Source organism: Pseudomonas sp. Irchel 3H7 (genome assembly GCF_900187605.1).
In the GTDB taxonomy this organism is placed as follows: Bacteria; Pseudomonadota; Gammaproteobacteria; order Pseudomonadales; family Pseudomonadaceae; genus Aquipseudomonas.
Genome location: NZ_FYEA01000010.1, coordinates 142,099 through 168,943, shown reverse-complemented (window position 1 = coordinate 168,943; position 26,845 = coordinate 142,099). Strand labels below are relative to the sequence as shown.

The following is a 26,845-nucleotide window of genomic DNA, read 5'->3' as shown; positions in this document are numbered from 1 at the left end:
GCTAGAGCTGAGAATCAGCACAATCAAAAAATTGTCATGGATACATCCGGCATGCCCCGTTCGCGCTACAAGACACTGGTTGACGCCTTTGCCGCAGACATTCGCTCGGGCCAATTGCCGCCGGGTACGCGGTTGCCGACTCATCGGCAATTAGCGGCTCAAGAAGGGTTAGCGCTGGTCACGGCCTCGCGGGTGTACGCGGAGCTGGAGGCGATGGGCCTGGTCAGCGGCGAGACCGGGCGCGGCACGTTTGTCCGCGAAACCTCGCTGTCGCCGGGGCAGGGCATCGATCAGAAACAGGTGGCGGTCGGCATGATCGACCTTAACTTCAACTACCCGTCGCTGCCCGGTCAGGCCGATTTGTTGCGCAGCGCGTTGCGCCAACTGGCGTTGTCGGGTGATCTGGAGGCGTTGCTGCGCTACCAGCCGCACGCCGGTCGTACCCACGAGCGTGCGTCCGTCGCTCGGCATCTGCTGACGCGCGGCGTGCAGGTCGAGGCCGAGCAAGTGCTGATCGTCAACGGCGCCCAGCAAGGTCTTGCGGTGACGCTGATGGCGCTGCTCAAACCCGGTGATGTGATTGCCGCCGATGCGCTGACCTATTCCGGGTTCAAGGTGCTGGCCGAAGCGCTGCACCTGGAGGTCGTGGCGATTGCATTCAACGAGCATGGGCCGGATCTCGCCGCGCTGGACAAACTCTGTCGCAGCCGCTCGGTGCGCGCCGTGTACAGCATGCCGACGTTGCACAATCCGCTGGGCTGGGTGATGCCTCCGGCGCAGCGCGAGCAGTTGGTGGCGATTGCCCGTCAGCATGATCTGACGATCATTGAGGACGCAGCCTACGCATTTCTGGTGGACAACCCACCGCGTACGTTGATCGATCTGGCGCCGGAGCGCACGGTGTACGTGTCGGGCCTGTCGAAAAACATCGCCACGGGCCTGCGCGTCGGTTTCATCGCTGCACCGACAGAGACCGTGCCGGCGCTGGAACGCATCATTCGCGCCACGACCTGGAATACGCCGGGCATCATGACTGCCATCGCCTGTGGCTGGCTCGATGACGGCACGGTGACGCTGCTGGAGGAACAGAAGCGCAACGACGCCAAGGCGCGTCAGGCGCTGGCGGCCGAAGTGTTGAAAGGACTGCCGAGCCTTGGCCATCCGGCGTCGTATTTTTTGTGGCTACCGTTGCCGGAGGATGTGCGCGCCGATCAGATTGTCGTCGAGCTGATGCACGAACAGATTTCCGTCACCACCGCCGAGCCGTTTTCGGTGTCGGGCCATGCGCCGCATGCGATTCGTCTGGCATTAGGCTCGGTGGACATGGACGTGTTGCGTCACGCATTGATTAGAATCAGAAAGGTCGTTGGCGCTTACCGGTAAAAACAAAATGCTACCCTTGCGCCGCCCGATGCAGACCGACCCGGAACCCTCGATGAAAAACACCGCAGCACTGTCACTCGCCCTGATGCTCGGCACCAGCCTGTTCAGTACGCTCTCCCACGCCGCGGGCGACCCCGAGGCCGGCGCGAAAATCTTCCCGCGTTTGTGCGGCGGCTGCCATCAGGTCGGCGAATCGGCCCGTCCCGGATTCGGCCCGCAGCTCAATGGCATCATTGGTCGGCCTGCCGGGACGTCAGAGAATTACGTGTATTCCGATGCGATGAAGAACTCGGGGGTGACTTGGGATCGTGAGACGCTTATCGCTTATCTGAAGGATCCGAAAGGTGTGGTGCCGGGTACGCGGATGATTTTCTGGGGGCTGAGCGACGAAGAGAAACTCGACAATCTGCTGGCATACCTCCAGACCTTCACGCAATAACGGCAGGAGCTGGCGCAGGCTGCGATTGATTGTTCCCATGCTCTGCGTGGGAATGCAGCCCACAGGGGTCATAACCGTCACGGCCACGCCTTGTTCGCGATTCAAGTTGGTGTGTTCGGGCGATATGCCGGGCACCCAAGTCCCTGATTGAAAAATGACATGCAAAAGCTATTCGGTGTTTTTGCCGCCTTCAAGGAACCCACCATGAAATCTTTGCTATTGGCAGCGCCGCTGTTGTTTGCCACCGGACTGGCCCACGCTGGCATCCCCCTGCTCAACGCTACGTGCCCGGGCAAGATCGAAGTGCACGCCGATGAGGGTGGCCCGATTTATATCAATGGCAAGGAAGGCCAGTTGAAGAAATTCAACGACAACTACTTCGAAGCCAAAGGCGCGGGCGTGACCATTTCCCTGAGTATCAATCCCGATGGTTCGCCTGCTGTGTCCTACACCGGGAAGAACAAGGCCAACGGGATTTGCGAAGTGAAGAAGGCCTGATTACGCCACTTGGTTACGGCCCGCTGCTTTGGCTTGATAGAGCTGCTGATCAGCGCGTTTGATCAGAGCACTGTGGCTGTTGTCGGCCGGATCCGCCAGGCCGACGCCGATGCTCACCGTCACATTCCCGACCACAGGAAAATCGGCCTCGGCAACCGCCGCGCGAATTTTCTCGGCGACAACTTCCGGGGTGTCGGGTTTGGCGATTTCCGGCAACAGCACAGCGAACTCTTCGCCGCCGTAACGGGCGACGAAGTCGGTGGTGCGCAAGCTGCTCTGAATCAGTTGCGCCAACTGCTGTAGTACCTCATCCCCCACCGCGTGACCGTGCGTGTCATTGATTCGTTTGAAGTGGTCGGCATCGATCAGCAGCAGGGAAAACGGGCGTCCGGTGCGGCGGAACAGCAGTGTGTACTCGGTGAGCTTCTCATCGAAACGGCGACGGTTGTATACGCCGGTCAAGGCATCGTGGGTCGCCAGATTCAGCAGTTCGGCGTTGGCCAGTGTCAGGGCTGCGGTGCGTTGTGCCACGGTGGCTTCCAGCGAGGCATTGGCCTCTTGCAGTTCGCGCTCTTTACCGAGCAGCGATTGCGTCATTGCATCAATGGATTGCCCGAGCTGGGCAATTTCCAGCACCGGGTGCTGCAGTGGGAATTGTGCGCCGGGCTGCTGGTTTTGCACCTGTCGGGCTGAGCGCGCGAGTTGTTCGATCGGTCGGCTCAGGTACAGCGCCAGATAGTAGGCCACCAGCCCGAACAACACCGCTGCGACGACACCCAGTATCAGCAATTTGTACATCAGCAGGCGCGCCGGTTGCAGCGCGGTTTCCAATGGCTGGCGCACGGCAATCGACCACGACAGCGCCGTACTCGATGGCGTCGGGACGGTGACCATGCTGGTGAGGAAGCCGTTACCCGCGGTCCAGCCCTGCAACTTCGAATCAGTCGCCGCCAGTTGCTGGCCCATCAGTGCTTCGGGATAGAGAATCTTGCCATCGTGATCGATGATCAACGCTTCGATATCCGGCATTGAGTTTTTATGCGAAAACGCCGCCGACTCAACAATGCGCGTGACCCAGCTCCAGTGTGCATGGGCGCCCAGGACACCAATCACCTGACCGTCGGCGTTATGGATCGGCGCGGCGAAATCGATGAAACGCAGCGGTTCACCGTTCGGCAGCCCCGGCAGCAATTTCGCCAGTAACACCGCTTCGTGAGGGTCGCCGGTGTACTCACTGCGTAAACCGGCCTGGAACCACGGCCGTTGTTGCACTGATTGACCGACCAGCAACTCGTTGACGGCCTGATGCACCTTGCCCTCGGCATCGGTGACGCCCATCCACGCATACTCAGCGCGGGCCTGGGTGCGCAGTTGCATCGATTTCAGAATCGCCGGGTTGTCCAGATCGCCACGCTCAAGATGCGGCGCGCGGCTGAGCAGATAAACCTCCAACTGGCGTTCGCGCAGTTGTTCACCCAGCAACGATGCGGCCGAGCGCGCGGTGTTGAGCAAGGCATTGCCGCTGGCCTGCTTCATCTGTTCCGTGGCGATGTGACCGACATAGAAGCCAACGCTGAGCAGTGTCAGCAGAGATAAACCGGCAAACCAAAGGGTGAGGTGGCTACGCAGACTGGCTTTGAGCATGGGCAGGCGAGGTCTGTTTTGGAGTTGTGCCCGCATGGTATGCGCAATGGGCGGTGGGTGGCCAGTCGGGGAATGGATGGCGGCGGACGTGAAAAAGCCCGGCTGATCAGGCCGGGCTTTTATTGCGATTGTGATGAAGCCGCAGCGTTAAGCGACGCGGCGTTCGATCAGACGATCGGAACCACCTTCGGCAACACGGCGTTCGAGCAGGCGATCGGAACCACCTTCGGCAACGCGGCGTTCGATCAGACGATCGGAACCACCTTCGGCAACACGGCGTTCGAGCAGGCGATCGGAACCACCTTCGGCAACGCGGCGTTCGAGCAGACGATCGGAACCGCCTTCGGCAACGCGGCGTTCGATCAGACGATCAGCGCCACCTTCGGCAACACGGCGTTCAAGCAGACGATCAGCGCCACCTTCGGCAACGCGACGTTCGAGCAGACGATCGGAACCGCCCTCGGCAACACGACTTTCAATCAGCTTGTCCGAGCCGCCTTCAGCGACCTGGGTGTGTGCCGCAGTGGCGGCAAAAGCGTTAATGGCGAAAACCGAGAAAGCGATGCCGAGAAGGGTTTGGCGTTTCATGATCGTGTGCTCCAAGGGGTAGTTGTTTGTCTGGAGCCGATGTTACGCCGTGGATTATTTATGAGAACTTCATTGACGTGATGGTGACTATCGACGCCAGCAATGTATGCCCGAACCCCCGTTTCATGGGGCTGTTGATCGCACACACAGCTCACCGGTCGCCCGCGTCAGGGCCAGTTCATGCAACGCATCGTGGGCCAGGCCACTGCGCGCCTTGGCCAGCCACGCCGGGCAATTGGCGTCATGGCGATACGGCGTGAAGGCGGCGTATTGCTGCAGCAGGCGGGTTTGCAGTTCATCCAGGCGCGGGCGGATCTGCTTGCCCAGGTCGGGGCGCGGGGTGTCCGGCGCGCTACCGGCCGCCTGCCACTGTGCGAGCAAACCGTACTGCACCAGTTTGTTCGCCTCCATTTGCGCAGCAATCAGTTGCGCCACGTCCTCCGGGTCGAGTTGGCGCTCGGTGGCCAGCGTACGGGCATTGGCGATGACCTGCGCCTCGCGAGGGCTGTCCTGAATCGGCTTGCCGCTGTCCCATTTGGTCAGCGCGACGAGGTCGCCGATGTTCAGACGTTCGTTGAGTGTTTCCAGCAACGGCTTCAACGATTCGGCGGGCGCGGCGGCGTGAGCGCTGGTGGCGAGCAGGGCGAGGAGGGTGCCGGTCAACAGATTGGCAAAGTGCGGCATGAACAGAGCCTCAATGAGAGAGATGAAAGTGGGCAGTTGTTTACCACAGCCCTGAACCGGGGCCTACAGATGCGTGGCAATTACACAGGCACGGGCACCGCTGATAAACACCGATTTGAAATGTTAATTGCGCCCCGCGTGCAACTCATCGAAGCTATCCTCCATCAGCCCTCCCGCCGTCGAGATGGACCTCTATTCAATGCAAGCCGTCGCCCAACGCCCACTCTGGCACGCCTACCTGCTGTTCCTCGCGCCGATGGTGCTGTCCAATTTTCTGCAATCGATGTCGGGCACGGTCAACAGCATCTACATCGGCCAGATGCTCGGCACCCAGGCGTTGGCAGCGGTGTCGGGGATGTTTCCCATCGTGTTCTTCTTTATCGCACTGGTGATCGGCCTCGGCGCGGGCGCCGGGGTGTTGATCGGTCAGGCATGGGGCGCGCGTGAGCCGCACATGGTCAAGGCGATTGCCGGGGCGACGCTGTTGCTCGGGGTGTTGATCGGTCTGGTGGCTGCGGTGCTGGGCAGCGTGTTCGCGCGACAGGCGCTGACCGGGCTGGGCACGCCGGCAGATGTGCTCGACGATGCGGTGGCGTATGCCCATGTGATGATGTGGATCTTGCCGTCGCTGCTGGTGTTTGTGTTATTCACGCAGCTGTTGCGCGGGGTCAGCGATACGCTGTCGCCATTGCTGGCGCTGATGGTCTCGACCTGCGTCGGGCTGGCCCTGACACCGGCGCTGATTCGCGGCTGGTTCGGCTTGCCGCAACTGGGCATTCAGAGCGCGGCGTATGCGGGGCTGGCCGGTAACCTGGCGGCGATGGCATGGCTGGCGTGGCGCCTTATTCGCAAGGGCCATCCACTGGCGCCGGACCGCGAGTTCTTTGCTGCGTTGCGCCTCGACGGGGTGATTCTCGGCAAGGTGTTGCGCATCGGCCTGCCGACCGGCGTGCAGATGATTGTACTGTCGCTGTCGGAGTTGGTGATTCTGGCGCTGGTCAACCAGCACGGCTCGCAAGCGACGGCGGCGTATGGCGCGGTGACGCAGATCGTCAACTATGTGCAGTTCCCGGCGTTGTCGATTGCAATCACCGCGTCGATCCTCGGTGCACAGGCCATCGGCGCCGGGCGGCTGGAGCGCATGGGGCCGATCCTGCGCACCGGGCTGTTGATCAACGTATGCCTGACCGGCGGCCTGATCGTGCTCGGTTACCTGTTGTCGCACTGGTTGCTGGGACTGTTCCTGACCGAGGATTCGACCCGGGCAATGGCTGAGCATCTGCTGCACATCATGCTGTGGAGCCTGTTGGTCTTTGGCTTCCAGGCCATCATCGGCGGGATCATGCGCGCCAGCGGCACGGTGTTGGTGCCGGTGATCATTGCGATCATTTGCGTTGTCGGTGTGCAACTGCCGGCGGCGTACTGGCTGGACGGCCAATATGGTTTGCAGGGCGTGTGGATGGCGTTTCCGGTGGCGTATCTGAGCATGCTGGTGTTGCAGACCCTGTATTACAAACTGGTCTGGCAACATCAGAAGATCGAGCGTTTGGTGTAGGCGCTGGCGTAACAGTCGGATGTTTGCTTAAGTCAATCGAGGCCCTCGACGGCAAGCCCCGCCTGGAGAATCCGATGTCGATCCGATTGCTGCTGGCTGCCGCGAGTTCGCTGTGCGTCGTCTCTGTCGCACAAGCTGTCGAATACACCCGGGTCAACACCACCGCCAGCCAGATCAGTTTTACCTACAACCAGATGGGCTCGCGGATGTACGGCACCTTCGGCAAGTTCGAGGCGACGCTGGACTTTGACACCGACAACCTTGCCAACGCCCACACCACGTTGCATATCGACCTCACCAGCATCGATGCCGGCAGCGAAGACGCCAACACCGAGCTGGTGAAACCGGCGTGGTTCGACACTGAAAAATTCCCGGTCGCGGTGTTCGAATCCAAGCGTTTTACCCAAGATCCAAAAATCAAATATCTTTACTTGATCTACGGCCAGCTCACCCTCAAAGGCATCACCCGTGAGGTTCAGGTACCGGTGGAATTGAAACCGGACAGCGCCATCGGCGTTTTCGACGGTGAGCTGGTGCTCCACCGCGATGAGTTCGGCCTCGGCGCGGGGGAGTGGGCGGACACCGTGGTGTCCAAGGACATCGCCATCAAATTCAAAGTGGTGGCGCCACAGCAGTGACGCTACCGGTTCCACTTCATGCGCATTGGCTGCGAGATTGGACGATCGTGACCGGTGACGTAAACATCGGTGTACCAGCAAGTGCTGCGAAGTTCAAAACCACGTCAAAACTTTCCATACCCCCCACACATACATTGCGAAAGCCACGAGGCTGGTCCAATGGGCATGACTCAGGGACAGCAGCGGCGCCAATAGGATGTAACCGCCCCACAACACCAGAAACAGCGCCAGCAGCACTAGCTGCGGCGCATAATTGCCTAATTGAACCGTCCATGACTGGCGCTTGTGCGCCAAGTCAGGTTCTGCCGGTTTACTGCCATCGAGAATGAACGTCGCAATCACGTCCCAGTTTTCCTCGCGTAATGCTGCGCCATGACCGCCTTTCACGTACTCGGATTTGAACAGTGCGGCGTTTTCCTGTTGGAATCCATCGTGTCCGGCGCTCCCCAGATCCTGGAGTTCAAGCATCTGAAAGGTGCGCGGAAAAACGGCGACGACCCAGTCGGCACTGGCAACAAAGTTGACGACACTTTTTACTCGGCCGAGGCTGATCAGAGTGCTCCAGTCATATCGCGTGCTGACAACACTGCCAGCGAACGCAATATGTTTGAAGCGAAGGCAAGCATAATCATCAAGTGCTTTGGCCAGCATGTAGGTCCCGTGGCTGTGGCCTACATAGGAAAATTGTGCATCCGGATAAAGGGCCCTGTTTTCAGCATAACGATCCATCAGCCATTCCACACGTTTGCGGCGGATGTGGGGTAATAGAAAGGGCAGCATGGCGAAATACCCATAACTGGATGTCTCGGTTTTGATGATCTGTTTTTTTTCCGTCTTGGTGGTATCCGGCGCCTTCTGGCGATCGATAAACTTGTTGCGCTGGCGAGCCATGGCAACCACCCGGCGCGCTATTTTTTGAGTCCAGTAGCCTTGATCGCGTATGCCGTGAATGACAAAGACCACATCGGTTACATCACTTTCGGCTTTGGGCAGATCCTGATCGGTCGGTAAGATCGACCCCTCTTTCAGGCTGTCAGGCGTGCCAGTGAGTGCCAGAGATATGACACGTGAACGCTTTTGGCCCGCTTCGCTCCCATCTGTCTCGACGACATTCACATGGCCGGACATGGGGACGTCGAGGTAATAAAAATCATCCCCCGCCACCAGGTCGATATTGTCTTCGGGAGAGACCAGATCGTCAGTGGACCCAAGCAACTGGATGGTGATGACCGGATCACAGGACCTGGCTTTGAATGACCTGCGCATTGCCATCCACTGCAAACGCAAGTTGGTCAGAAAAGGCGCGCCATAGTGAATATGAAAAACCAGTGGAGTGTATCGCCCCAGTGTCAGCGCCATGATGGTGTTGCCAAGGAGAACGCCCGCGCCCCAACGAAGAAAATTGCTGATCGACAGATGGGGGGACAGGCGCCAGCCGCGATTGATAGCGGCGAGCAGGACTATGCGCTTTACTCGATTGGCCCAGATTCGCGGCGATTGCCCGCTGAGCTGAGGCTCGAATGGAGCCTCTGGCGTTTCCCCGCAAGCACACACATATACCTTGCGTGCAAGCAGGGCACCCATGCTGTGCCCCACCAGATATATCCCCGAGTACGCACCGTTTGATGTTTGCCAAATCTCATCAATCTGACGCATCACCGATAGCGTGATGTCGCAGGGATCGGCGAACGACATCATGCTGGTGTCGAGGGTAGGGTAGAAAAAGTCAGGAACTGATTGGTTGTTTTCGATGCAGGCGCTCAATACGGTAGCTTCAAGATCGGCCAGCTTAGCCTGGGATCCTCCGATTGAATGGAACAGGATGACTAATTCCTTTGAAGACGTATGCGTATGCGCTTGCCTGGTCATTCAAACGGTGCTCCTTGGGATTACTAAGTTGTAGTCTGTCCTTTGGTCAGGCACTGATTTAATCAGCATAAATAATATAGCCAACAGATAATGAATGGCGGCGAGCTCATTGAGCTTAAATCTCCCCATGGATGCCCCGTAGGGGCGGATTATGCTTTTGGCAGACAGTCGACGGTGGCACGGTATGATGTCGCTGTTCACCGATTGCAGTCGTCGGGGACGTGTTTTTTCTGCCGGAGTTTGCCCGCCATGCCACGCATCACCCACTACAAAACCCCATGCCCCGAAGGCGTCAACAGCCAGATCCTGCAAATGGTCGTCGATTACCTGACCGACATCAGCGCGGTCGGTCTCGGCCCGAGCAACCTGCTGTACAACGTCTATCAGTACGCGGTCGGCTATGAGGTGCATCTGTATCTGGAAGCGTTGAATGGCGAGAAGGGCACCGACGTCGAGTTGCTGGTCGCCACCGACGAGGATGATCCAGAGCAAGTGATCGGTTTTCTGTTGTACCTGCCGGTGCAGGGCGATTGGGAAGCCTGCAGCGTGGCTTATATGGCCGTGCGCGAAGGGCATCGGCGTCAGGGCGTGGCGCGGGCGCTGATCGGCGAAATGCTCGGGCGTTATCCCCACGCGGAACTGGCCTGCACCGTGGGTAAAGTCCCGTACTTCGAAGCCTTGGGTTTTGAAGTGATCGGTTCACGGGAAACGCAGGTATTGATGAGCACCCGGCATTACCGCAGCAACGGCCTGCGCGGATTTATCGACACCACGCCGATTTACCGGTCGCTGGAAGTCCAGCAGATCCACACCTATCTGCTGCAGAAAAACGGCAAGCGGGCGATGCTCGATGCTGAGAAACAGCGCGATCGACACCTCGATCAGACCACCCGCCACACCGAAGAATTTGTCCGGCAACGCCTGACCGTACACTGAACTCACATCGCTGAAAAAGCCCTTGCTGTGAATGGCGCAGCAAGGGCTTTTTTGTGCGCGTCATTCAGCCGAGTTTGACGTTCATGGTGATCCGCGCCGTGAACACGTGCTTGCCCTCGGTATCGCGAATATCCACGGTGACGATCTTGTCGCCCTCGCTCTGCCAATCAACGCCCTCACCACTGGCCACCGCCGTTACATCAGTTTTCGCCTTGGCCAGATATTCCACGGTCATGCCTTTGGGGATCCAGCGTGCGCCGCCCGGGATCGATACATCGGTCATCATCCCGGCGGCGAGTTCTGCGGCGTTGCACATGGCAATGGCATGCACGGTGCCGAGGTGATTGGTGATCTCTCGACGGAACGGCACTTGCACCGTCGCCGCATTGGCGCGCAACTCGGTCACCAGCGGGTTGATGGTGCTGAAGTACGGCGCGACCTGGCAGGCCATCTGGCTGAAGGCTTGCGGACCTGCGCTGTTGAACATGCTGAGAAACTGACTCATGGAAACGCCTCGCGAAAAGTGAATTTGCAGAATTATGTTCCGTTACAGAATAATATTCTGTAACGGAACGGTATTCGGTCTGCGGGAAATCTGTCAACCTGTGCGTGTTTTTTTCATGGGCACGACGTGTGCCTTTCAATCCGATTTTCAGGCAGTCAGCCGCATGGACACCGCAGATCTACTGGAACGCAGTTACCCCGGCCGTCGCGCCGAACTCAAGCGCGATATCTTTCGCAAGGCGCTGAGCCTGTTCAATGAACAGGGGATCGAGGCCACCACCATCGACATGATTCGCGCCGAGTGCGACACCAGCGTCGGGGCGATCTATCACCATTTCGGTAACAAGGAGGGCTTGGTCGCCGCATTGTTTTTCACCGCGCTGGAGGATCAGGCGCGCCTGCGCGATGCCTATCTGGAGGCTGCGAAAACCACCGAGGAAGGTGTGCAGGCGCTGGTGTTCAGCTACGTCGATTGGGTCGAACGTCAACCGCAGTGGGCGCGCTTCCAGTACCACGCACGATTTGCCGTGACCAAAGGGCCGTTCAAAGACGAACTGACCGAGCGCAACAAGACCCGCAATCTGCGTCTGCGCGACTGGCTGGCCGAATCGGGACGCGCTGCCGAAATCAAGGCGCTGCCCGCCGAACTGTTGCCGTCGTTGATCATCGGCCAGGCCGACAGTTACTGCCGCGCCTGGTTGGCCGGACGAGTGAAGGGCAGCCCGGCGGACTATCGCGAGTTGCTGGCACAAGCGGCCTGGCGCTCGATTTGCGCCGACGCACCGCCGGACTGCTGATTTACGCAGACAAAAAAAGAGCCTCAAAGCTCTTTGATGGGGAGGAAGTGGAGCCCGTGAGGCTCAAGGTGCGCATGAAGCAAGGCACGGGCTTGATTGGGGTTCAGAGCACCCGTGCCTACGCAGTGCTCGAAGAGCGGAGCTACTGCGTGATTCCATCGTAGGAGTGTGCAAGTGGCGGCTCAAGTACCGCCAGTCGCCCGGGCGGCGGCGCGTTCGACCATGGCCAGGAGGGTCGCAAACAGTTCGTCGCTGGCCTCTTGCGCGCTGATTTCACCGTTGGCCGCCGCGTGCGACAGCGCTTCGGCGGCGCCGAGCATCGCCCGCAATGCGGCCTGGCTGATCTGCCCGCCGCTCGCGTGCGGCGCCAGATCGCGGCGGCATTTTTCAAGGAAGATTGCTTCATATTCGCGCTTTATCTTCTCCAGTTCCGGGGTGCTCGCCAGCGCGGCGATGATCCCGGGTATCTCGTTGCCCTGCAGCATCACGCAATCAACGTACGCGGTGGCAATCACCGCAGCGATGCCGGTCAGTGTCGGCTCGCTTTGGGCGACGGCGGCGTCCATCAGCAACGTTTGTCGTGCATCGAAATCCCGATAGAGCGCTGCGAGCAATCCGGAGCGCGTGACGAAATGATCGTACACCACCGGTTTAGTCACCCCGGCCATTTCGGCGAGATAGCCGAGGGTCAGGGCGTCGGTGCCTTCGGCGCGGATGATTTGCCAGCCGACATCGAGCAATTGGCGCAGGCGATCTTCACGGGACAGGCGACGCCGCGGAGCGGGGGGGACGGGTTGGCTGATTTCAGTGGTTGACATCGTTTATATACCAAACGTAACTTACTGTTCGTAACTTACCAAGAGTATATAAGCCTTGGTGAGCAATCACCAACCGGAGAATTGCCATGCACGCCTTGATCGTCGTCGCGCATCACGACCCACGCTCGCTGACCCACAGCGCCGCCGCGCAAATTGCCGAAAGCCTTGTTCAGGCTAACCCGGCCAACACTTTTGAAATCGCCGATCTCTTTGCCGAAGGCTTCGAACCACGTTTCGGCGCGGCCGATTTCGCCGTACATCACCGTGAGTCCGCGCCGCCCGCCGATGTTCTGGCCGAGCAGGCACGCATCGACCGCGCCGATACCTTGGTGCTGGTGTACCCGGTGTACTGGTGGTCGATGCCGGCATTGCTCAAAGGCTGGATTGATCGGGTGTTCAGCAATGGCTGGGCTTTTGATTTCAGTGGTGACCTCAAGCATGTGAAGCTGCTGCAGCGCCTGCGTGTGCACCTGGTCGGCCTCGCCGGCGCGGATGCGCGCACCTATGAACGCCATGGCTATGGCGCGGCGATGAAAGCGCAGATTGAACACGGGATTTTCGATTACTGCGGGGCGACAGTGCTGAGTTCGACGTTGCTGCCGGAATCGGAGTTGCGCGATCCACGGGAGCAGTTGGCGGTTGCAAGGGAACTCGGCAGCCAAATCTTCACATAACCCCTGTAGGAGCTGCCGAAGGCTGCGATCTTTTGATCTTGTCTTTTAAAAGCAAAATCAAAAGATCGCAGCCTTCGGCAACTCCTACAGTGTTTTTACGGTGTCAGCGGGCGCCGGGCCAGCCTGATTTTTCGAGGGCAGCGAGCAGGGTTTCGGCATCCAGTCCCGGCACCGAATGGCCGTTGCCCTCGGTGCTGTCGCTGGTCAGCAACGCATTGATGATCGCTTCTTCAACCGCTTCGGTCGCGGCCAGGAACAGCTCGCTGATGTGGTCATTGTTGACCATGCGCAAACCATCGCAGGTCGGCGCGCCTTTGCCTTCGTAGGCCGCGGGCGGCACGTGAGCGTTGCCGGTGGCGAAGGCGATGAAGATGTCGCCGCTGTGATCCTCGTTACCGCCGCCGGTGCGCGCCAGGCCCAGGCTCGCGCGTTGCGCCAGACGTGTGCACTGGTGCGGCAACAGCGGCGCATCGGTGGCCAGGCAGACGACGATCGAACCCATGCCCGGATGCGGTAATGAGGCGCGCAAGAACGGCGAATCTTTCTGCTCCATGTAACGTCCGACCGGGTAGCCGTCGACCCGCAACTCACTGCGAATACCGTGGTTGGCCTGTACGATTGCGCCGACAGTCCAGCCGCCCTGAGCACTGCTCAAACGGCGCGACGCGGTGCCGATGCCTCCCTTGAATTCATGGCAGATCATGCCGCTGCCGCCGCCGACGGCGCCTTCCGTGACGGGACCATCCACGGCGGCGAAGAGCGCTTCGGCGACGTGTTCAGGCTGGACGTGAAAACCGTTGATGTCATTGAGCAAGCCGTCAAAGGTTTCCAGCACCACCGGCATGTTCCAGTAGAGGCGACCGTCGTCCGGTTGTTGCTGGCGATCCAGTGCAATCAATGCATCGCGCACCACACCGAGGCTGTGGGTGTTGGTGAACGCAATCGGGCTGGTCAGCAGACCCGCCTCGCGAATCCACTCAAGTCCGGTGGCGTCACCATTGCCGTTGAGCACATGCACGCCGGCAAAACACGGTTGCTGATTGGTCGAACCCGGACGCGGTTCGATCAGCGTGACGCCGGTGCAGATGTCGCGTCCGGCACTGCTGCTTCCGCGCACATTGCTGTGGCCGACGCGCACGCCGGGGACATCGGTGATGGCGTTGAGCGGGCCGGGAGGTAGTTGGCCAATGCGGATGTTGAGGTCACGGGCACGAGGTTTCATTGATTTCTGTCTCTCTAAAAAATGTCTGGTGAATCACAAAACCTGTAGGAGTGAGCCTGCTCGCGATAGCGGTTTGTCCGGCAAAACAGTGTTATCAGGCAGACCGCTATCGTGAGCAGGCTCGCTCCTACAGGGGGAATGCGTTGTTCTTACTGGCCGTTCTTGACCTTGCTCCACACCCGCGTGCGCACTCGTTCGCTGGCTTTCGGCAGGGGTTCAAGGGTGTACAGCGTGGCCATCGCTGCAGCGGAGGGATACACCGCCGGATTGTCCCGAGTCGCGGCGGCCACCAGCGCTGTCGCCGCACGATTGCCATTGGGATAAGACAGATGATCACTGACCGGCGCGATCACTTCGGGGCGCAGCAGATAGTCGATAAAGGCCAGACCCTGAGGACGATTCGGCGCGTCCTTGAGCAGCACCAGCGTGTCGAACCACACCGGCGCACCTTCCTTGGGCAGGCTGTAGGCGATTTTCACGCCGTTGTTGGCTTGCTCGGCATTGGTCTTGGCTTCCAGCATCGCGCCCGACCAACCGACCGCTACACAAATGTTGCCGTTGGACAGGTCGCTGATGAATTTCGACGAGTTGAAGTAGGCAATGTGCGGGCGCAGTTTCAGCAGCAACACTTCGGCTTTTTTATAGTCTTCAGGATCGGTGCTGTTCGGTGGCAGACCGAGATAGTGCAGGGCGACCGGCAGCATTTCCGACGGTGAATCGAGCATCGCCACGCCGCATTGGCCGAGTTTGGCGAGGTTGTCTTCGTTGAACACCAGATCCCACGAATCCACCGGCGCCTTGTCGCCTAACGCCGCGCGCACTTTGTCGACGTTGTAACCGATGCCGTTGGTGCCCCACAGGTACGGCACCGCGTACTGATTGCCGGGATCGTTGTTGGCCAGTTTCGCCAGCAAGTCGCTGTCGAGATTCTTCCAGCCCGGCAGTTGCTCGCGCGGCAGCGGGGCGAGGGCGCCGGCCTTGATCAGCGTCGGCAGGCTGAAGTTGCTCGCCACCACCACGTCATAGCCGCTGCGGCTGGTCATCAGTTTGCCTTCAAGGACTTCGGCACTGTCGAAGGTGTCGTAGACCGGCTGGATACCGCTGTCGCGCTGGAAATCGTGCAGGGTGTTCGGGCCGATGTAGTCGTACCAGTTGTAGACATGCACGCTTGGTGCGTCGGCGGCCATGGCAATTGAGCTGGCGCTGAGACCGGCCAGCAGGCCCAGTTTTATGCTGAGGTTGATACAGCCTCGGTGACGACGCATGATGCGGCACTCCTGGCCTGTGCAGGCCGGTGATGAACAGGAGTGCTCAGCCTATCGGGCCGGTCACGCCTGACCCATTCCCATCATGGGTTACTCAAAAGGGGTAGTGCGTGGACGCGTTACTGCAGGAACTGCCGGTGCATCAAAGTCTGGCGCGGGTATTCGCCGGTGTTGGCCAAGAGGGTTTCTGGCGTGCGCTGGTGGACACGTTGCGTTTGCTGGTGCCGCTGGACAACGCGCTGGTGGCGCTGATGAAAGCCGGGCAGGCGCCGCAGTTGCTGATCGACTTCGACAGCCAGGGCCGCGCCGACGAGCAGGAAGAACTGGCCAGTTACAGCGCCGGCATGTACCTGCTCGATCCGTTTTACCAGGTCGCATCGACCGGCATTGCCGACGGCTTGCACAGCCTCGCCTCGGTGGCGCCGGACCAGTTTCTGCACAGCGAGTACTACCAGAGCTATTTTCGTTCAGTGGTGGGCGAGGACGAGTTGCAGTTCATGATCAATGTCGAGGGCGGCGTGCTCGGTTTGTCCTTGGGCCGTTCGACGCCGTTCGGCATGGCCGAGCAGGGTCGACTGCTGTGCGTGCGTGACTGGGTGTTGGCGGCGATGCGTCGGCATGTGCAGTTGCTGCCGCCGCAGGGCGCGGTGGCGGAAACGCCGGTCGGTGATCTGGCAACGTTGCTTGATCGTTTCGATGCGCGGCTGACGGTGCGCGAGGTCGATACGGCGCGGCTGATCTTGCAGGGATTCTCCAGCAAGGCGATGGCCCAGCAAATGGGCATCTCGCCGGAGACGGTCAAGGTGCATCGGCGCAATCTGTATCACAAGCTCAATGTCACCGGGCATGGTGAGTTGTTTGCGCTGGTGTTGCGCCCGCCAACTCCCTGATTCACCACAATCCCCTTGTAGGAGTGAGCCTGCTCGCGATAGCGGTCTATCAGTAAAATAGGTGATATCTGACACACCGCTATCGCGAGCAGGCTCACTCCTACAAGGGATCTTCGGGGGTGTCAGGGGGTGCGCTGGAAGACCAAAGCCTTGAGTCCGCTTTCAGGATCAATGTCCGGAAACTCCGGCGGATTCTCCAGCCGCTCTACAAAACGCAGACTCGGCGCTTCCTGCGTCACGCCATCAATCAGAAAGTCCGAACCGAACGCCGGGTCATTCATGCACGCCAGTACCGTGCCCTGCGCGGTGAGCAATTCCGGCAAACGGCGCAGCACGCGCTGGTAATCCTTGGTCAGCAGGAAACTGCCTTTCTGGAACGACGGCGGATCGATGATCACCAGATCATACGGGCCGCTGTTGATCACCTTGCCCCAGGACTTGAACAGGTCGTGGCCGAGGAAACTGACTTTGCTCAGGTCATGGCCGTTCAAGCGATGGTTGTCGCGGCCACGGCTCAGCGCGGCGCGGGACATGTCCAGATTGACCACATGGCTCGCGCCACCCTCGATGGCGGCCACGGAAAAACCGCAGGTGTAGGCAAACAGGTTGAGCACGCGTTTGCCGCTGGCCTGTTCGCGCACCCAGTTGCGCCCGTAACGCATGTCGAGAAACAACCCGGTGTTTTGCTTGCGGCCCAGGTCGACGCGGTATTGCAAGCCGCCCTCGACGATGCTCATTTCGTCGATCTCATCACCCAGCAGCCATTCGGCAGTGCTCTGCGGCAAGTAGCGATGCTGGATCAGCAAGGTGTGCGCGCCAGACTGTTTCCATTCGGCGGAACCGGTGAGCTCCAGCAGCAACGCCTTGAGATTGTCCAGTTGCTCAGGCGCTGGTTCCTTGAACAGCGACACCAGCACCACGCCTTGCAGCCAGTCCACGGTCAACTGCTCCAGCCCGGCCCAGCAGCGTCCGCGCCCGTGGAACAGGCGACGGGTTTCGCTCGGTGCTGCAGCGAGGGCCGGCAGCAGATGGGCGTGGAGAATGGCGAGGGCTTCAGGGTTCATCAGTCAGGATCGGCAAGCAAAAGGGCCGGCATTTTAACCACAAATACGCCGTCGCGAACGATTGCCGGCGACGGGCAAAAATGGCCTTTCGCAAAAGACCTGTATCAAAAATGAATTTCTGCAGAGCCCGCTGCTCATACCAGTTAAGCAGCGGATTCAAGCCGCTAAATCGTTAATGCAATTCAGGGAGTGCAGTTCCATGTGCCCAACACCGACGGCGAGCGCGCACCTTCCTGACGGATTGATTCTGGTGGTTGAGGACGATCCGTTGATTCTGGAGTTTCTCTGCGAAATTCTTCAGGAGGAAGGTTTCAAGGTCGAGCCGCAGACCAGTGCCGACGCCGCATCACTTTACCTTGAGCAAAACGCCCCGAACGTGGCGTTGCTGCTGACTGACATCACCATGCCCGGCACCCTTAATGGCGCGGATCTGGCCAACCTGGTCGGCGACCGCTGGCCGGACAAACCGGTGATGGTCATGTCCGGCTATGAAACGCCCGAGACCTCCGGGGTCAAGCATCCGGTGGCGTTCATCAAAAAGCCGTGGGCCATTGGGCAGTTGCTCGACTGCGTCGACAGCGCCTTCAAATCCAAGGCACCGCGCCTGCACTGACACGCTGGGTGAATCGGCCGGGCAAGTGCTACATTGCCCGCCCGGTCTTTTGCCAGAGGATGCGAACCTTTGTCTGCTCACGATGCTGTATTCGATCGCGCGTTCGGCGCGTTTCTGTTCGACATGGACGGCACTGTCCTCAACTCCATTGCCGCCGCTGAGCGAATCTGGTCAGCCTGGGCCGTGCGCCATGGCGTCGATGTGGAGACCTTTTTGCCGACCATTCATGGCGTGCGCGCCATCGACACCATCACCCGTCTGAACCTGCCGGGGGTGGATGCTGATGCCCAAGCGGCGTTCATTACCGAGGCGGAAATCGGAGACGTTGAAGGCATTGTCGAGATTCCCGGCGCGGCGAAGTTTCTCAACAGCCTGCCCAAAGATCGCTGGGCGATGGTGACCTCGGCGCCACGGGATCTGGCCTTGCGGCGCATGGCGGCGGCGGGGATTCCAGAGCCTGCGGTGATGATCACCGCTGAAGATGTGAAGGCGGGTAAGCCCGACCCGGCCGGCTATTTACTGGCGGCCAAACGACTGGGCCTGGAGCCGCATGATTGCCTGATCTTTGAAGACGCCACCGTCGGTATTCAGGCTGCCGAAGCGGCCGGTGCACCGCTGATGATCATCACCACCACGCATCAGCATCCGCTGGAAACGGCCCATACGACGTTGGCCAGTTATGCTGCGGTGCAGGTCAAGGTCGACAACGACGGCAAACTTCACCTGCAAAAAAACTGACACAACACAGTCCCTTGTAGGAGTGAGCCTGCTCGCGATAGCGGTGTGTCAGACACACAGATTTGACTGACACACCGCTATCGCGAGCAGGCTCACTCCTACAGGGGGACTGTGTTCGCAAATCAATAAACGCCGGGCAGCAACCGCCAACTGCGCGCGCAATAAGCGTCGTACTCCGCCCCAAACTGCGCTCGCAGCAGCGCCTCCTCCGAATGAATCCGGGCAATCAGCGGAATCAACGTCAGCGCCGCCAGCATCAAGCCGACCACCGAGCGAAATGCCAGCGCCCAGCCCACGGCATTGACCACCAGCCCCAGATAACTCGGATTACGCAGGTGTTGATAAATGCCATCGGTGACCAACCGATGCCCCGGCTGAATCGCCACCAATCCACTAAACCGCCGCCCCAGCACAAACACCGGCCACAATCGCAGCGCGCCGCCGATGATGAACAGCAAAGTGCCGAGCCAGCGCACGCCTTCGCCGCCCACCGTCCAGAAGTTCACCCGGTCGCAGTAGGCCGGCAAGAAACCACTGACCAGTCCGATCACCCCAAACGCCGGAATCACCCAGCGATTGGCGCGATCTTCACGCTCACCGGAGCTGAGGTTGACCTCGCTGAACAGTGAGGCGATCACCATGGCCACCGTCGCCAGTGCGACGATCACCAGCGAGCCATGGGAAAAGAACATCGCCACACCGCCAATGCCCCACACGGCCAGACCCAGATAAGCGAGGGTGGCGAGTACCGCGACGACGGTCATTTGTGCGGACATTTTCATGGTCAACTCACGGCTGGGTGCGTATCCGCTGAGTGTAGAACGCCCGAGGGCAATGGTTGTGGCTGCTGGCCTCATCGCGGGCAAGCCCGCTCCCACAGGGATTTGCGGCGTACACAAAGTTCAGGCTCACCCATGAACCTGTGGGAGCGGGCTTGCCCGCGATGAGGCCCGTTCAGTCAGCGGAAATCTCATTACCTGTCAAAACGGTGCGGAAAGTCTCGACCAATGGCCGCAAATTGATCCGGTGCCACGCCGCCCACAATGGCGTGGTCAAGGTCAGCCACGGCAGCTCGCGCAACACCACGCCCGGCGGCGCGTTATGGCTCAAACCCTTCTGAATCATCGCAATCCCCAACCCCGACGCCACCAACCCCAGCGCGGTAAACGGTTCGGTCGCCTGCATGCGCACATCCGGGGTGAAGCCGGCGCGGATGCAGGCGCTGACGAACTCATCATTGGCATCCTGACGCGGCTGCACGCCGATCCATTCCTGATCAGCCAGATCATCGGGACTCAACGCCGCTTGTTGCGCCAATGGATGGTGTTCCGGCAACGCCAGCAGCATCGGATCATCCAGCACCTGAAAGCCCAACAGATCAGGGTCGTCATCGGTCGGCGGCTCACTCACCAAGGCGATATCGAGACTACGCTGTCGCAAGCCTTCCAATTGCTCGGCGGAGCTGAGGTTGTACAGCGCGACATGGACGTTGGGACGATCCGCACGCAACACGCGCAAGGCATTGGGCAGGACGCCGGCGTGCATGGCGTTCTCGATATAGCCGATGCACAAACCGCCTTCTTCACCGCGACCGAGGCGTTTGCCGAGGGACTCGAGGCGATTGGCGTGGGTGAGCAGGGCGCGGGTTTCGGCAAGAAAAGTCTGGCCGTCGCGAGTCAGGCGAATACGTTGCTGGCTGCGCTCGAACAGCGTCAGACCCAGGCGCTCTTCGAGCTGGGCGATCTGCCGGCTCAGTGGCGACTGGGAAATATGCAGCCGTTCGGCGGCGCGACCGACGTGTTCTTCCTCGGCGACGACAACGAAGTAGCGCAATTGGCGGATGTCGATCATGTCAGACCTTTAGGGACTCAAGTGCTGCGCATTATGTCTTGGACGGTCTCGGTGTCGCAATCTAGGATCTGCTCAACGGTCACACAGACCCAGAACCTATTGAGGAAAAACCCATGAGCTTGAAAGACAAACTGCCCGGCCAACTGGGCTTCGGCACCGCGCCACTGGGCAACATGTTCCGCGCCATCCCCGAAGACGAAGCGCAAGCTACCGTGCATGCCGCGTGGGATGCCGGCGTGCGTTACTTCGACACCGCGCCGTTCTACGGCTCCGGGCTGTCGGAGATCCGCCTCGGCGAAGCGCTGAAGCAATACAAGCGCGACGACTACGTGCTGAGCAGCAAGGTCGGTCGGGTCATCCTCGATGAAGTCGAAGACGCCGCCGCCCGCGATCTCGGCGAAAAAAGCGGGGTTTTCGAACACGGTCGTCCGAACAAGATCGTCAATGACTACAGCGCCGACGCGACTATGCGTTCGATCGAAGACAGCCTCAAACGCCTGCAAACCGATCGCCTCGACATTGTCTGGGTGCACGACATCGCGCAGGACTTTTACGGTGATCAATGGCTGGAATACTTCAATCAGGCCCGCACCGGCGCGTTCAAAGTCCTTACCCGCTTGCGCGAAGAAGGCGTGATCAAAGGCTGGGGCCTGGGCGTGAACAAAGTCGAGCCGTGCGAACTGACCCTCGACCTCAGCGAAGCGCAGCCGGATGGCTTCCTGTTGGCCGGCCGCTACACGCTGCTGGATCACGAGCGCCCGTTGCAACGCTTGATGGATTCGGCGCTGGCGCAGAACGTTGAAATCGTTGTCGGTGGCCCTTACAGCTCGGGCATTCTGGCCGGTGGCTCGCACTTCGAATACCAGCAGGCCAGCCCTGAGGTCATCGCCAAGGTCGAGCAGATCAAGCGCATCGCCGCCGCTTACAACGTCGATATCAAAGCCGCTGCGCTGCAGTTTTCGCTGGCCAATCCGGCGGTCGCTGCAGTGATTCCCGGCGCTAGCAAACCCGGTCGTATCGCTGAGGATGTCGGCGCATTGTCAGCCGTTATTCCTGCCGGTTTCTGGCAGGCGATGCGCGACGCCAAACTGGTTTCCGAACGTGCACCATTGCCAATCGATGAGGTGAAAGCATGAAGATTGATCTGAGTGGAAAACTGGCCATCGTCAGCGGCAGCACCGCTGGCATTGGCCTGGGCATCAGCCAGTCGCTGGCCGAATGCGGCGCCACGGTAGTGGTGATCGGTCGCGATACCGGCAAGGTCGAGCAAGCGCTGGCGAGCATTCGCGAGAAGGTGCCGGGCGCGCAATTACGTGGTTTGACGGCCGATCTGGGCACCGCCGAAGGCGCGCAGAAACTGTTCGCCGCCGAACCGCGTGCCGACATTCTGGTGAACAATCTCGGCATCTTCGACGCCGTGGATTTCTTCGAAGCGCCGGACAGCGAGTGGACGCGCTTCTATGAGGTCAACGTGATTTCCGGCGTGCGCCTGTCTCGGCATTACGTGCCGGCGATGGTCGAGCAGGGCTGGGGCCGGGTGATTTTCCTGTCCTCGGAATCCGGCGTCGCCACACCGGCCGACATGATCAATTACGGCGTGACCAAAAGCGCCAATCTGGCGGTGTCGCACGGTCTGGCCAAACGTCTGGCTGGCACCGGGGTGACGGTCAATGCGATCCTGCCGGGGCCGACCTTCACCGATGGCCTCGAAGACATGCTCAAGGATGCCGCTGCCGAATCCGGGCGTAACCTGCGCGATGAAGCCGACGCCTTTGTACGCAAGGCCCGCCCGACCTCGATCATCCAGCGCGTAGCGGATGTCGAAGAGGTCGCGCATCTGGTGACCTACATTGCTTCGCCGCTGTCGTCGGCCACCACTGGCGCCGCTTTGCGCGTCGATGGCGGCGTGGTCGACAGCCTGACTATCTGAATTCTGGAGAGACGTTTATTTATGCCAACAGCATCTGCAACCATCGATATTCCGGCTTCGGCCGATCAGGTCTGGCAATTGATCGGCGGCTTTAACACGCTGCCCGATTGGCTGCCCTTTATACCCAACAGTGAACTGAGCGACGGCGGCCGCGTGCGCACCTTGCAAACCGCTGACGGCGCTGTGGTGGTCGAGCGTCTGCAAGCGTTCGATAACGCGGCGAAGACTTACAGCTATTCGATTGAACAGGCACCGTTCCCGGCGACTGACTATCTGGCGACGATCAAGGTTGAAGCACAGGGGCAGGGCGCACGGGTGACGTGGTCGGGGCGCTTCAATGCCAAAGGCGTGAGCGATGAGGAGGTGGTGGCGCTGTTCAGCGGTATCTATCAGGGTGGCCTCGAGGCACTGCGAGCCAATTACCCAGCCTGAGTTGATGATCGTTCCCACGCTCTGCGTGGGAATGCAGCCCGGGACGCTCTGCGTCCCTTTCGCAAGCTGGAACGCGGAGCGTCCCTTGAGGCGTTCCCACGCAGAGCGTGGGAACGCTCATGTCAGGGATCAGGAATTCTCGATCAGGCTCTGCCGGCAATCGAGCAGCAGTTTCGCCCCGCCCAGATCGCTGCTGCCGACTTCAAGACTGAAGCCATGCAAGCTGACAATCGCCGCCACAATCGACAGCCCCAAGCCAAAGCCACCCTGCGGTTGCCCACCCTCGGCGCGATAGAAACGCTGGAACACCGCCTCACGCTCAGCCTCGGGAATTCCCGGTCCTGAGTCATGCACTTCAATGCGCGTCTGCCCACCTGCGTTCACCCCGCGCAGCATCACCGTACCGCCCGGCGGGGTGAACTTGATCGAGTTGCTCAGCAGATTCGCCAGCGCCTCGAACAGCAACGCCCGATCGCCATTGAGCGGCGGCAACGTCTCCGGCATGTTCAGCTCGAAACGCAGTTCGCCTTCCTCAGCCAGTGGCAGATAAAACTCATGCAGTTCTTCCAGCAACTGCACCGGGTCGAGTTCGACAAAACCTGAGCGGCGCTGGCGATCTTCCAGTTCGGAAATCCGCAGCAAACCGCGAAACCGCGCCATCAGCGTGTCGGCTTCGGCCAGCACCAGATCCAGTTGCGCTGCTTCCTGCGAGCCTTCGCCGGCCTGCTGCTGCATGCGATACAACTGCGCGCGCAGGCGCGTCAGCGGGGTGCGCAAATCATGGGCGATGTTATCGCAGACGCCTTTGACTTCATTCATCAAACGCTCGATGCGCTCCAGCATGGCGTTGACGATGGCCGCGAGCATGTCCAGTTCATCGCGGCGATTGGACAGTGGCAGGCGATGGGTCAGGTCGCCGGCCACGATCGCCTGGGCGCTGTCCTGAATGGCTCTGATCCGCCGCAGTGGCCGACGCCGGAGCAAATGCCAACCGGCGATTCCAGGCAGAATCGTCAGCGATACGCCCCAGAACAACGCATGCAAAATGATCCGCGTGACGGCGAACAGCGAGCCGTTGTCGCGCAGCAGCACCAGCCAGCGGCCGTCGCGGGTTTGCGTGGCCACCGCGTCGCAGCTGTCATTGGGCAGGGTCGGGTCGTCGGAGTCGGCGCATTCGGCAAGCATGTGGATCTTGCCGTCCAGCGGCAGGCCTTCGGGGATCTGCTGGAGCGCACCGCCGAGGTAAACGCCGTTGGCATCGAACAGGCCATAAGCGTCGATGCCACGAATGTCGAAGGTCATGCTGGCGGCGAGGGCGTCTTCCAGCTGTTCGCCGCGAAAGTGCGAAAACAGGTGCTGGCGTTGCATCAGCGAGTGTTTGGCGAGGTTATCGAGGTAGCCGGAGACCTCGTAATACATGACCCCCATAAGGATCGCGCTCCAGGCCACGAACAGCGAACTGTACAGCGCCAGCAAGCGGCTGCTGGAGGAACGCCAGCCGTCAGACGGGTTCGGCAATGACATAACCCGAACCCCGTACCGTGCGGATCAGCGGCACATGGCCGGCGGCATCGATCTTCTTGCGCAGACGGCCGATGTGCACGTCGATCAGGTTGGTGCCGGGGTCGAAGTGATAGCCCCAGACCTCTTCGAAAATCATCATGCGCGAGAGGATCTGGCCACTGTTGCGCATGAGGAATTCGAGCAATTTGTATTCGGTCGGCAGCAGCGTCAGCACCTGTTCGGCACGTCGCGCTTCGTGGCTGATCAAGTCGAGTTCGAGGTCGGCGACCTGCAGCGTCGTGGCCTGAGTGGCGCCGCTGTTCTGCCGACGCAGCAACACTTCAACCCGCGCGGCCATTTCATCGGTGGCGAACGGTTTGGTCAGGTAGTCATCGCCGCCGGCGCGCAAGCCGCGTACGCGCTCGTCGACATCGGAGAGCGCGCTGATCATCAGAATCGGCGTGGCCACGCCCATGGTGCGCAGGGTAGTGACGATGGCTAGGCCATCGAGTTCGGGCAACATGCGGTCGAGGGTGATCAGGTCGTAGTTGCCGCTCACGGCGCGGTCGAGGCCTTCGCGGCCATTGTCGACCCAGTCGACTTCCAGCCCGTGGCTGCTCAGTTCGGCGACGATTTCCCGGGCGGTCACGGCGTCGTCTTCGATGGTCAAGATACGAGTCATAGGCAGGCCTGCTGATCGGTTCAAACGGAATGGCAGCATTTTGCCAAGAAATTCCGGCGACGCTTTAAATTAACTTTCATGTTGTAGCTGTCATTTGCGCGCTTTGGGGATTAATTTGCCGGAACGTTGATATCATCTGGCCATAATTCTCTACAGGAGTTGTCCCGTGCGTATTTCCATTCGCCGTGGCTGGATGCCAATTACCGGTCTGTTGCTGGTGCTGTTCAGCGCTTCGGCATGGGCGGCCAATACGCCGTGTTCCGGCAAAAAAGGCGGGATCGCTCGCTGCGATGGCGACCTGTTCCTGTGCAATGACGGTTCCATCAGCGGCTCGAAGAAAAGCTGCGCGGCGATGTTTGGCGAGCCCCAGCAGGCCCGTCCACAAAACCTCCTGCAAAGTGATGATGGTTGCGCCTGCGGCACGGGTTCGTTTTGTACTGGCCCACGTGGCGGGGTGTATTGCCTGACGCCTAGCGGCAACAAAAGCTACAAACGTAAATAACTGGCATTTGTGCCAATGCATAAAACCCGCTGTTATTCGGCCCTTGTTGCAATTTGCATGGTCCGAGGAAGTTCATTCTTTCTAACTGATTGAAAATAAAAGATTTATTTATTTCTCGCGACTGGCACGGTCACTGCAATTCATCTGCTGACGAGTTGTAACACCATTTTTCATGCCTGGAGCAGAACAACAATGAATAGATCCCCTGATGGGTTTTATCCCGCCGTTGAAGAGTCGAGCAGCGTTTCGGGCGTGTCCTGGGGCGCGATTTTCGCCGGTGCTGCGGCTGCCGCTGCACTGTCGATGATTTTAGTCCTGCTCGGGTTTGGTTTGGGTTTCTCTGCCGTTTCACCGTGGGCCGGAGAGGGCGTCAGCGCCAAGGGCCTGGGCATTTCGACAATCGTCTGGCTGGCGGCGACGCAAATCATCGCTTCCGGCATGGGTGGCTACATCGCCGGTCGCCTGCGGGTGAAGTGGGCGAACATGCACGGTGACGAAGTGTATTTCCGTGACACCGCGCACGGCTTCCTTGCCTGGTGTGTGGCGACGTTGGTCACCGCGGTGCTGGTGGTCGGCTCGGTCAGCAGCGTGATCAGTGGTGGTGTGCAGGCCGGTGCCAGTGTCGCTGGCGGTGCTGCCAGCGCCATGACCCAAGCGGCCGGTTCTGCGGCGGCCAACACCGACAGCAACCAGTACGGTTACTACATCGACAGCCTGTTCCGCGATGACCGTCCAGCCTCGGTCAGCGATGACGCAGCGCATGGCGCCGTGGCGCGGATCTTTGCACAGAGCCTGGCCAACGGTCAGATGAGTGCCGAAGACCGTACCTACCTGGCGCAACTGGTCGCCCAACGGACCAACCTGACTCAGGCCGATGCCGAGCGCCGCGTCGATGAAATCTACGCCCGCACTCAGAAAGCCCTGGCCGACGCCAAACTGAAAGCTCAACAAGCCGCCGACACCGCTGCGAAAGTCGCTGCCTGGACCTCGCTGTGGATGTTCATCTCGCTGTTGGCCGGTGCGTTCTTCGCCAGCCTCGCGGCCACCTACGGCGGTCGTCGTCGGGATGCCGTTGAGTACGTAGAAGTCGACACCTACACCACGACCACTCCAGTCCGTTAAACAA

29 protein-coding genes are annotated in these 26,845 nt (G+C 60.1%); 16 read left to right on the top strand and 13 right to left on the bottom strand.

Features of this window, described 5'->3' with window-relative positions; translation table 11 throughout:
* The first annotated feature begins 51 nt into the window (after positions 1-51).
* From CKW38_RS19970 to CKW38_RS19960, 3 genes are all read left to right on the top strand, one after another.
* Positions 52-1,383 (top strand): PLP-dependent aminotransferase family protein, encoded by a 1,332-nt coding sequence (locus CKW38_RS19970; protein WP_095113663.1) that lies wholly within the window; start codon positions 52-54, stop codon positions 1,381-1,383.
* A gap of 52 nt (positions 1,384-1,435) precedes the next feature.
* Positions 1,436-1,822, top strand: coding sequence for a cytochrome c family protein (locus tag CKW38_RS19965; protein ID WP_095113662.1), 387 nt, complete (start codon positions 1,436-1,438; stop codon positions 1,820-1,822).
* A 204-nt stretch (positions 1,823-2,026) separates the two neighbouring features.
* On the top strand, positions 2,027-2,320 hold the full coding sequence (locus tag CKW38_RS19960) for a hypothetical protein (protein WP_007908133.1): 294 nt from the start codon (positions 2,027-2,029) through the stop codon (positions 2,318-2,320).
* On the opposite strand, the gene CKW38_RS19955 is transcribed toward CKW38_RS19960, so the two are convergent.
* From CKW38_RS19955 to CKW38_RS19945, 3 genes are all read right to left on the bottom strand, one after another.
* Positions 2,321-3,964, bottom strand: a complete 1,644-nt coding sequence (locus CKW38_RS19955) for a diguanylate cyclase (protein ID WP_095113661.1) — start codon at positions 3,962-3,964, stop codon at positions 2,321-2,323.
* A gap of 147 nt (positions 3,965-4,111) precedes the next feature.
* Positions 4,112-4,552 carry a phage infection protein gene (locus tag CKW38_RS19950; RefSeq protein WP_095113660.1) on the bottom strand — a complete coding sequence of 147 codons (441 nt, stop codon included), beginning with the start codon at positions 4,550-4,552 and terminating at the stop codon, positions 4,112-4,114.
* 123 nt (positions 4,553-4,675) lie between these two features.
* Complete coding sequence (locus CKW38_RS19945; protein WP_095113659.1) at positions 4,676-5,236, bottom strand: chorismate mutase; 561 nt, start codon at positions 5,234-5,236, stop codon at positions 4,676-4,678.
* 199 nt (positions 5,237-5,435) lie between these two features.
* On the opposite strand from CKW38_RS19945, the gene CKW38_RS19940 reads away from it, so the two are divergent.
* Complete coding sequence (locus tag CKW38_RS19940; protein WP_095113658.1) at positions 5,436-6,791, top strand: MATE family efflux transporter; 1,356 nt, start codon at positions 5,436-5,438, stop codon at positions 6,789-6,791.
* 74 nt (positions 6,792-6,865) lie between these two features.
* On the top strand, positions 6,866-7,429 hold the full coding sequence (locus tag CKW38_RS19935; protein ID WP_095113657.1) for a YceI family protein: 564 nt from the start codon (positions 6,866-6,868) through the stop codon (positions 7,427-7,429).
* 93 nt (positions 7,430-7,522) lie between these two features.
* Here the strand turns inward: CKW38_RS19935 and CKW38_RS19930 are convergent, their stop codons facing one another.
* Positions 7,523-9,298, bottom strand: a complete 1,776-nt coding sequence (locus tag CKW38_RS19930; RefSeq protein WP_095113656.1) for a hypothetical protein — start codon at positions 9,296-9,298, stop codon at positions 7,523-7,525.
* A 249-nt stretch (positions 9,299-9,547) separates the two neighbouring features.
* Here CKW38_RS19930 and CKW38_RS19925 point away from each other — a divergent pair, with 249 nt between their 5' ends.
* Complete coding sequence (locus tag CKW38_RS19925; protein WP_007908154.1) at positions 9,548-10,234, top strand: GNAT family N-acetyltransferase; 687 nt, start codon at positions 9,548-9,550, stop codon at positions 10,232-10,234.
* Positions 10,235-10,298: 64 nt separating this feature from the next.
* Here the strand turns inward: CKW38_RS19925 and CKW38_RS19920 are convergent, their stop codons facing one another.
* Positions 10,299-10,739: a hotdog fold domain-containing protein gene (locus tag CKW38_RS19920; protein WP_007908162.1), complete on the bottom strand. Its 441-nt coding sequence runs from the start codon at positions 10,737-10,739 to the stop codon at positions 10,299-10,301.
* Between the two features lie 163 nt (positions 10,740-10,902).
* Between CKW38_RS19920 and CKW38_RS19915 the strand changes: the two genes are divergently transcribed.
* A complete protein-coding gene (locus CKW38_RS19915) occupies positions 10,903-11,535 on the top strand; it encodes a TetR/AcrR family transcriptional regulator (protein WP_095113731.1) in 633 nt (210 codons plus the stop codon).
* 182 nt (positions 11,536-11,717) lie between these two features.
* Here the strand turns inward: CKW38_RS19915 and CKW38_RS19905 are convergent, their stop codons facing one another.
* Positions 11,718-12,353, bottom strand: a complete 636-nt coding sequence (locus tag CKW38_RS19905) for a TetR/AcrR family transcriptional regulator (RefSeq protein WP_095113654.1) — start codon at positions 12,351-12,353, stop codon at positions 11,718-11,720.
* 86 nt (positions 12,354-12,439) lie between these two features.
* Here CKW38_RS19905 and CKW38_RS19900 point away from each other — a divergent pair, with 86 nt between their 5' ends.
* Entirely contained in the window at positions 12,440-13,027 is a 588-nt protein-coding gene (locus tag CKW38_RS19900; RefSeq protein ID WP_007908167.1) for an NAD(P)H-dependent oxidoreductase, read from the top strand.
* A gap of 103 nt (positions 13,028-13,130) precedes the next feature.
* Here CKW38_RS19900 and CKW38_RS19895 read toward each other — a convergent pair whose 3' ends face one another.
* On the bottom strand, positions 13,131-14,249 hold the full coding sequence (locus tag CKW38_RS19895; RefSeq protein ID WP_095113653.1) for a P1 family peptidase: 1,119 nt from the start codon (positions 14,247-14,249) through the stop codon (positions 13,131-13,133).
* A 149-nt stretch (positions 14,250-14,398) separates the two neighbouring features.
* A complete protein-coding gene (locus CKW38_RS19890) occupies positions 14,399-15,514 on the bottom strand; it encodes an extracellular solute-binding protein (protein WP_095113652.1) in 1,116 nt (371 codons plus the stop codon).
* 110 nt (positions 15,515-15,624) lie between these two features.
* Here CKW38_RS19890 and CKW38_RS19885 point away from each other — a divergent pair, with 110 nt between their 5' ends.
* Positions 15,625-16,404: a helix-turn-helix transcriptional regulator gene (locus CKW38_RS19885; protein ID WP_095113651.1), complete on the top strand. Its 780-nt coding sequence runs from the start codon at positions 15,625-15,627 to the stop codon at positions 16,402-16,404.
* 122 nt (positions 16,405-16,526) lie between these two features.
* On the opposite strand, the gene CKW38_RS19880 is transcribed toward CKW38_RS19885, so the two are convergent.
* Positions 16,527-17,468, bottom strand: a complete 942-nt coding sequence (locus CKW38_RS19880; RefSeq protein WP_095113650.1) for a class I SAM-dependent methyltransferase — start codon at positions 17,466-17,468, stop codon at positions 16,527-16,529.
* Positions 17,469-17,667: 199 nt separating this feature from the next.
* On the opposite strand from CKW38_RS19880, the gene CKW38_RS19875 reads away from it, so the two are divergent.
* Both CKW38_RS19875 and CKW38_RS19870 read left to right on the top strand, forming a co-directional pair.
* Entirely contained in the window at positions 17,668-18,081 is a 414-nt protein-coding gene (locus CKW38_RS19875) for a response regulator (RefSeq protein ID WP_095113649.1), read from the top strand.
* A gap of 69 nt (positions 18,082-18,150) precedes the next feature.
* The gene (locus CKW38_RS19870; protein ID WP_095113648.1) at positions 18,151-18,819 is read left to right on the top strand and encodes an HAD family hydrolase; all 669 of its coding nucleotides are present in this window, start codon (positions 18,151-18,153) and stop codon (positions 18,817-18,819) included.
* Positions 18,820-18,941: 122 nt separating this feature from the next.
* Here CKW38_RS19870 and CKW38_RS19865 read toward each other — a convergent pair whose 3' ends face one another.
* On the bottom strand, positions 18,942-19,601 hold the full coding sequence (locus CKW38_RS19865) for an isoprenylcysteine carboxylmethyltransferase family protein (protein WP_095113647.1): 660 nt from the start codon (positions 19,599-19,601) through the stop codon (positions 18,942-18,944).
* Between the two features lie 172 nt (positions 19,602-19,773).
* Positions 19,774-20,670, bottom strand: coding sequence for a LysR substrate-binding domain-containing protein (locus tag CKW38_RS19860; protein WP_095113646.1), 897 nt, complete (start codon positions 20,668-20,670; stop codon positions 19,774-19,776).
* A gap of 113 nt (positions 20,671-20,783) precedes the next feature.
* Between CKW38_RS19860 and CKW38_RS19855 the strand changes: the two genes are divergently transcribed.
* Genes CKW38_RS19855 through CKW38_RS19845 form a run of 3 tightly spaced genes read left to right on the top strand, consistent with a single transcriptional unit; the run spans position 20,784 to position 23,032 of the window.
* Positions 20,784-21,806 carry an aldo/keto reductase gene (locus CKW38_RS19855; RefSeq protein ID WP_095113645.1) on the top strand — a complete coding sequence of 341 codons (1,023 nt, stop codon included), beginning with the start codon at positions 20,784-20,786 and terminating at the stop codon, positions 21,804-21,806.
* Positions 21,803-22,600 (top strand): SDR family NAD(P)-dependent oxidoreductase, encoded by a 798-nt coding sequence (locus tag CKW38_RS19850; RefSeq protein ID WP_095113644.1) that lies wholly within the window; start codon positions 21,803-21,805, stop codon positions 22,598-22,600. Before CKW38_RS19855 ends, CKW38_RS19850 begins: the two co-directional genes overlap by 4 nt.
* A gap of 21 nt (positions 22,601-22,621) precedes the next feature.
* Positions 22,622-23,032, top strand: coding sequence for an SRPBCC family protein (locus tag CKW38_RS19845; protein WP_095113643.1), 411 nt, complete (start codon positions 22,622-22,624; stop codon positions 23,030-23,032).
* Positions 23,033-23,161: 129 nt separating this feature from the next.
* Here CKW38_RS19845 and CKW38_RS19840 read toward each other — a convergent pair whose 3' ends face one another.
* The gene (locus CKW38_RS19840) at positions 23,162-24,556 is read right to left on the bottom strand and encodes a HAMP domain-containing sensor histidine kinase (RefSeq protein ID WP_007914995.1); all 1,395 of its coding nucleotides are present in this window, start codon (positions 24,554-24,556) and stop codon (positions 23,162-23,164) included.
* Positions 24,534-25,217 (bottom strand): response regulator transcription factor, encoded by a 684-nt coding sequence (locus CKW38_RS19835; protein WP_007914996.1) that lies wholly within the window; start codon positions 25,215-25,217, stop codon positions 24,534-24,536. Before CKW38_RS19835 ends, CKW38_RS19840 begins: the two co-directional genes overlap by 23 nt.
* Positions 25,218-25,410: 193 nt before the next feature.
* On the opposite strand from CKW38_RS19835, the gene CKW38_RS19830 reads away from it, so the two are divergent.
* Positions 25,411-25,719, top strand: coding sequence for a hypothetical protein (locus CKW38_RS19830; protein ID WP_042704902.1), 309 nt, complete (start codon positions 25,411-25,413; stop codon positions 25,717-25,719).
* Positions 25,720-25,911: 192 nt separating this feature from the next.
* Positions 25,912-26,841 (top strand): hypothetical protein, encoded by a 930-nt coding sequence (locus CKW38_RS19825; protein WP_095113642.1) that lies wholly within the window; start codon positions 25,912-25,914, stop codon positions 26,839-26,841.
* Positions 26,842-26,845 lie beyond the last annotated feature (4 nt).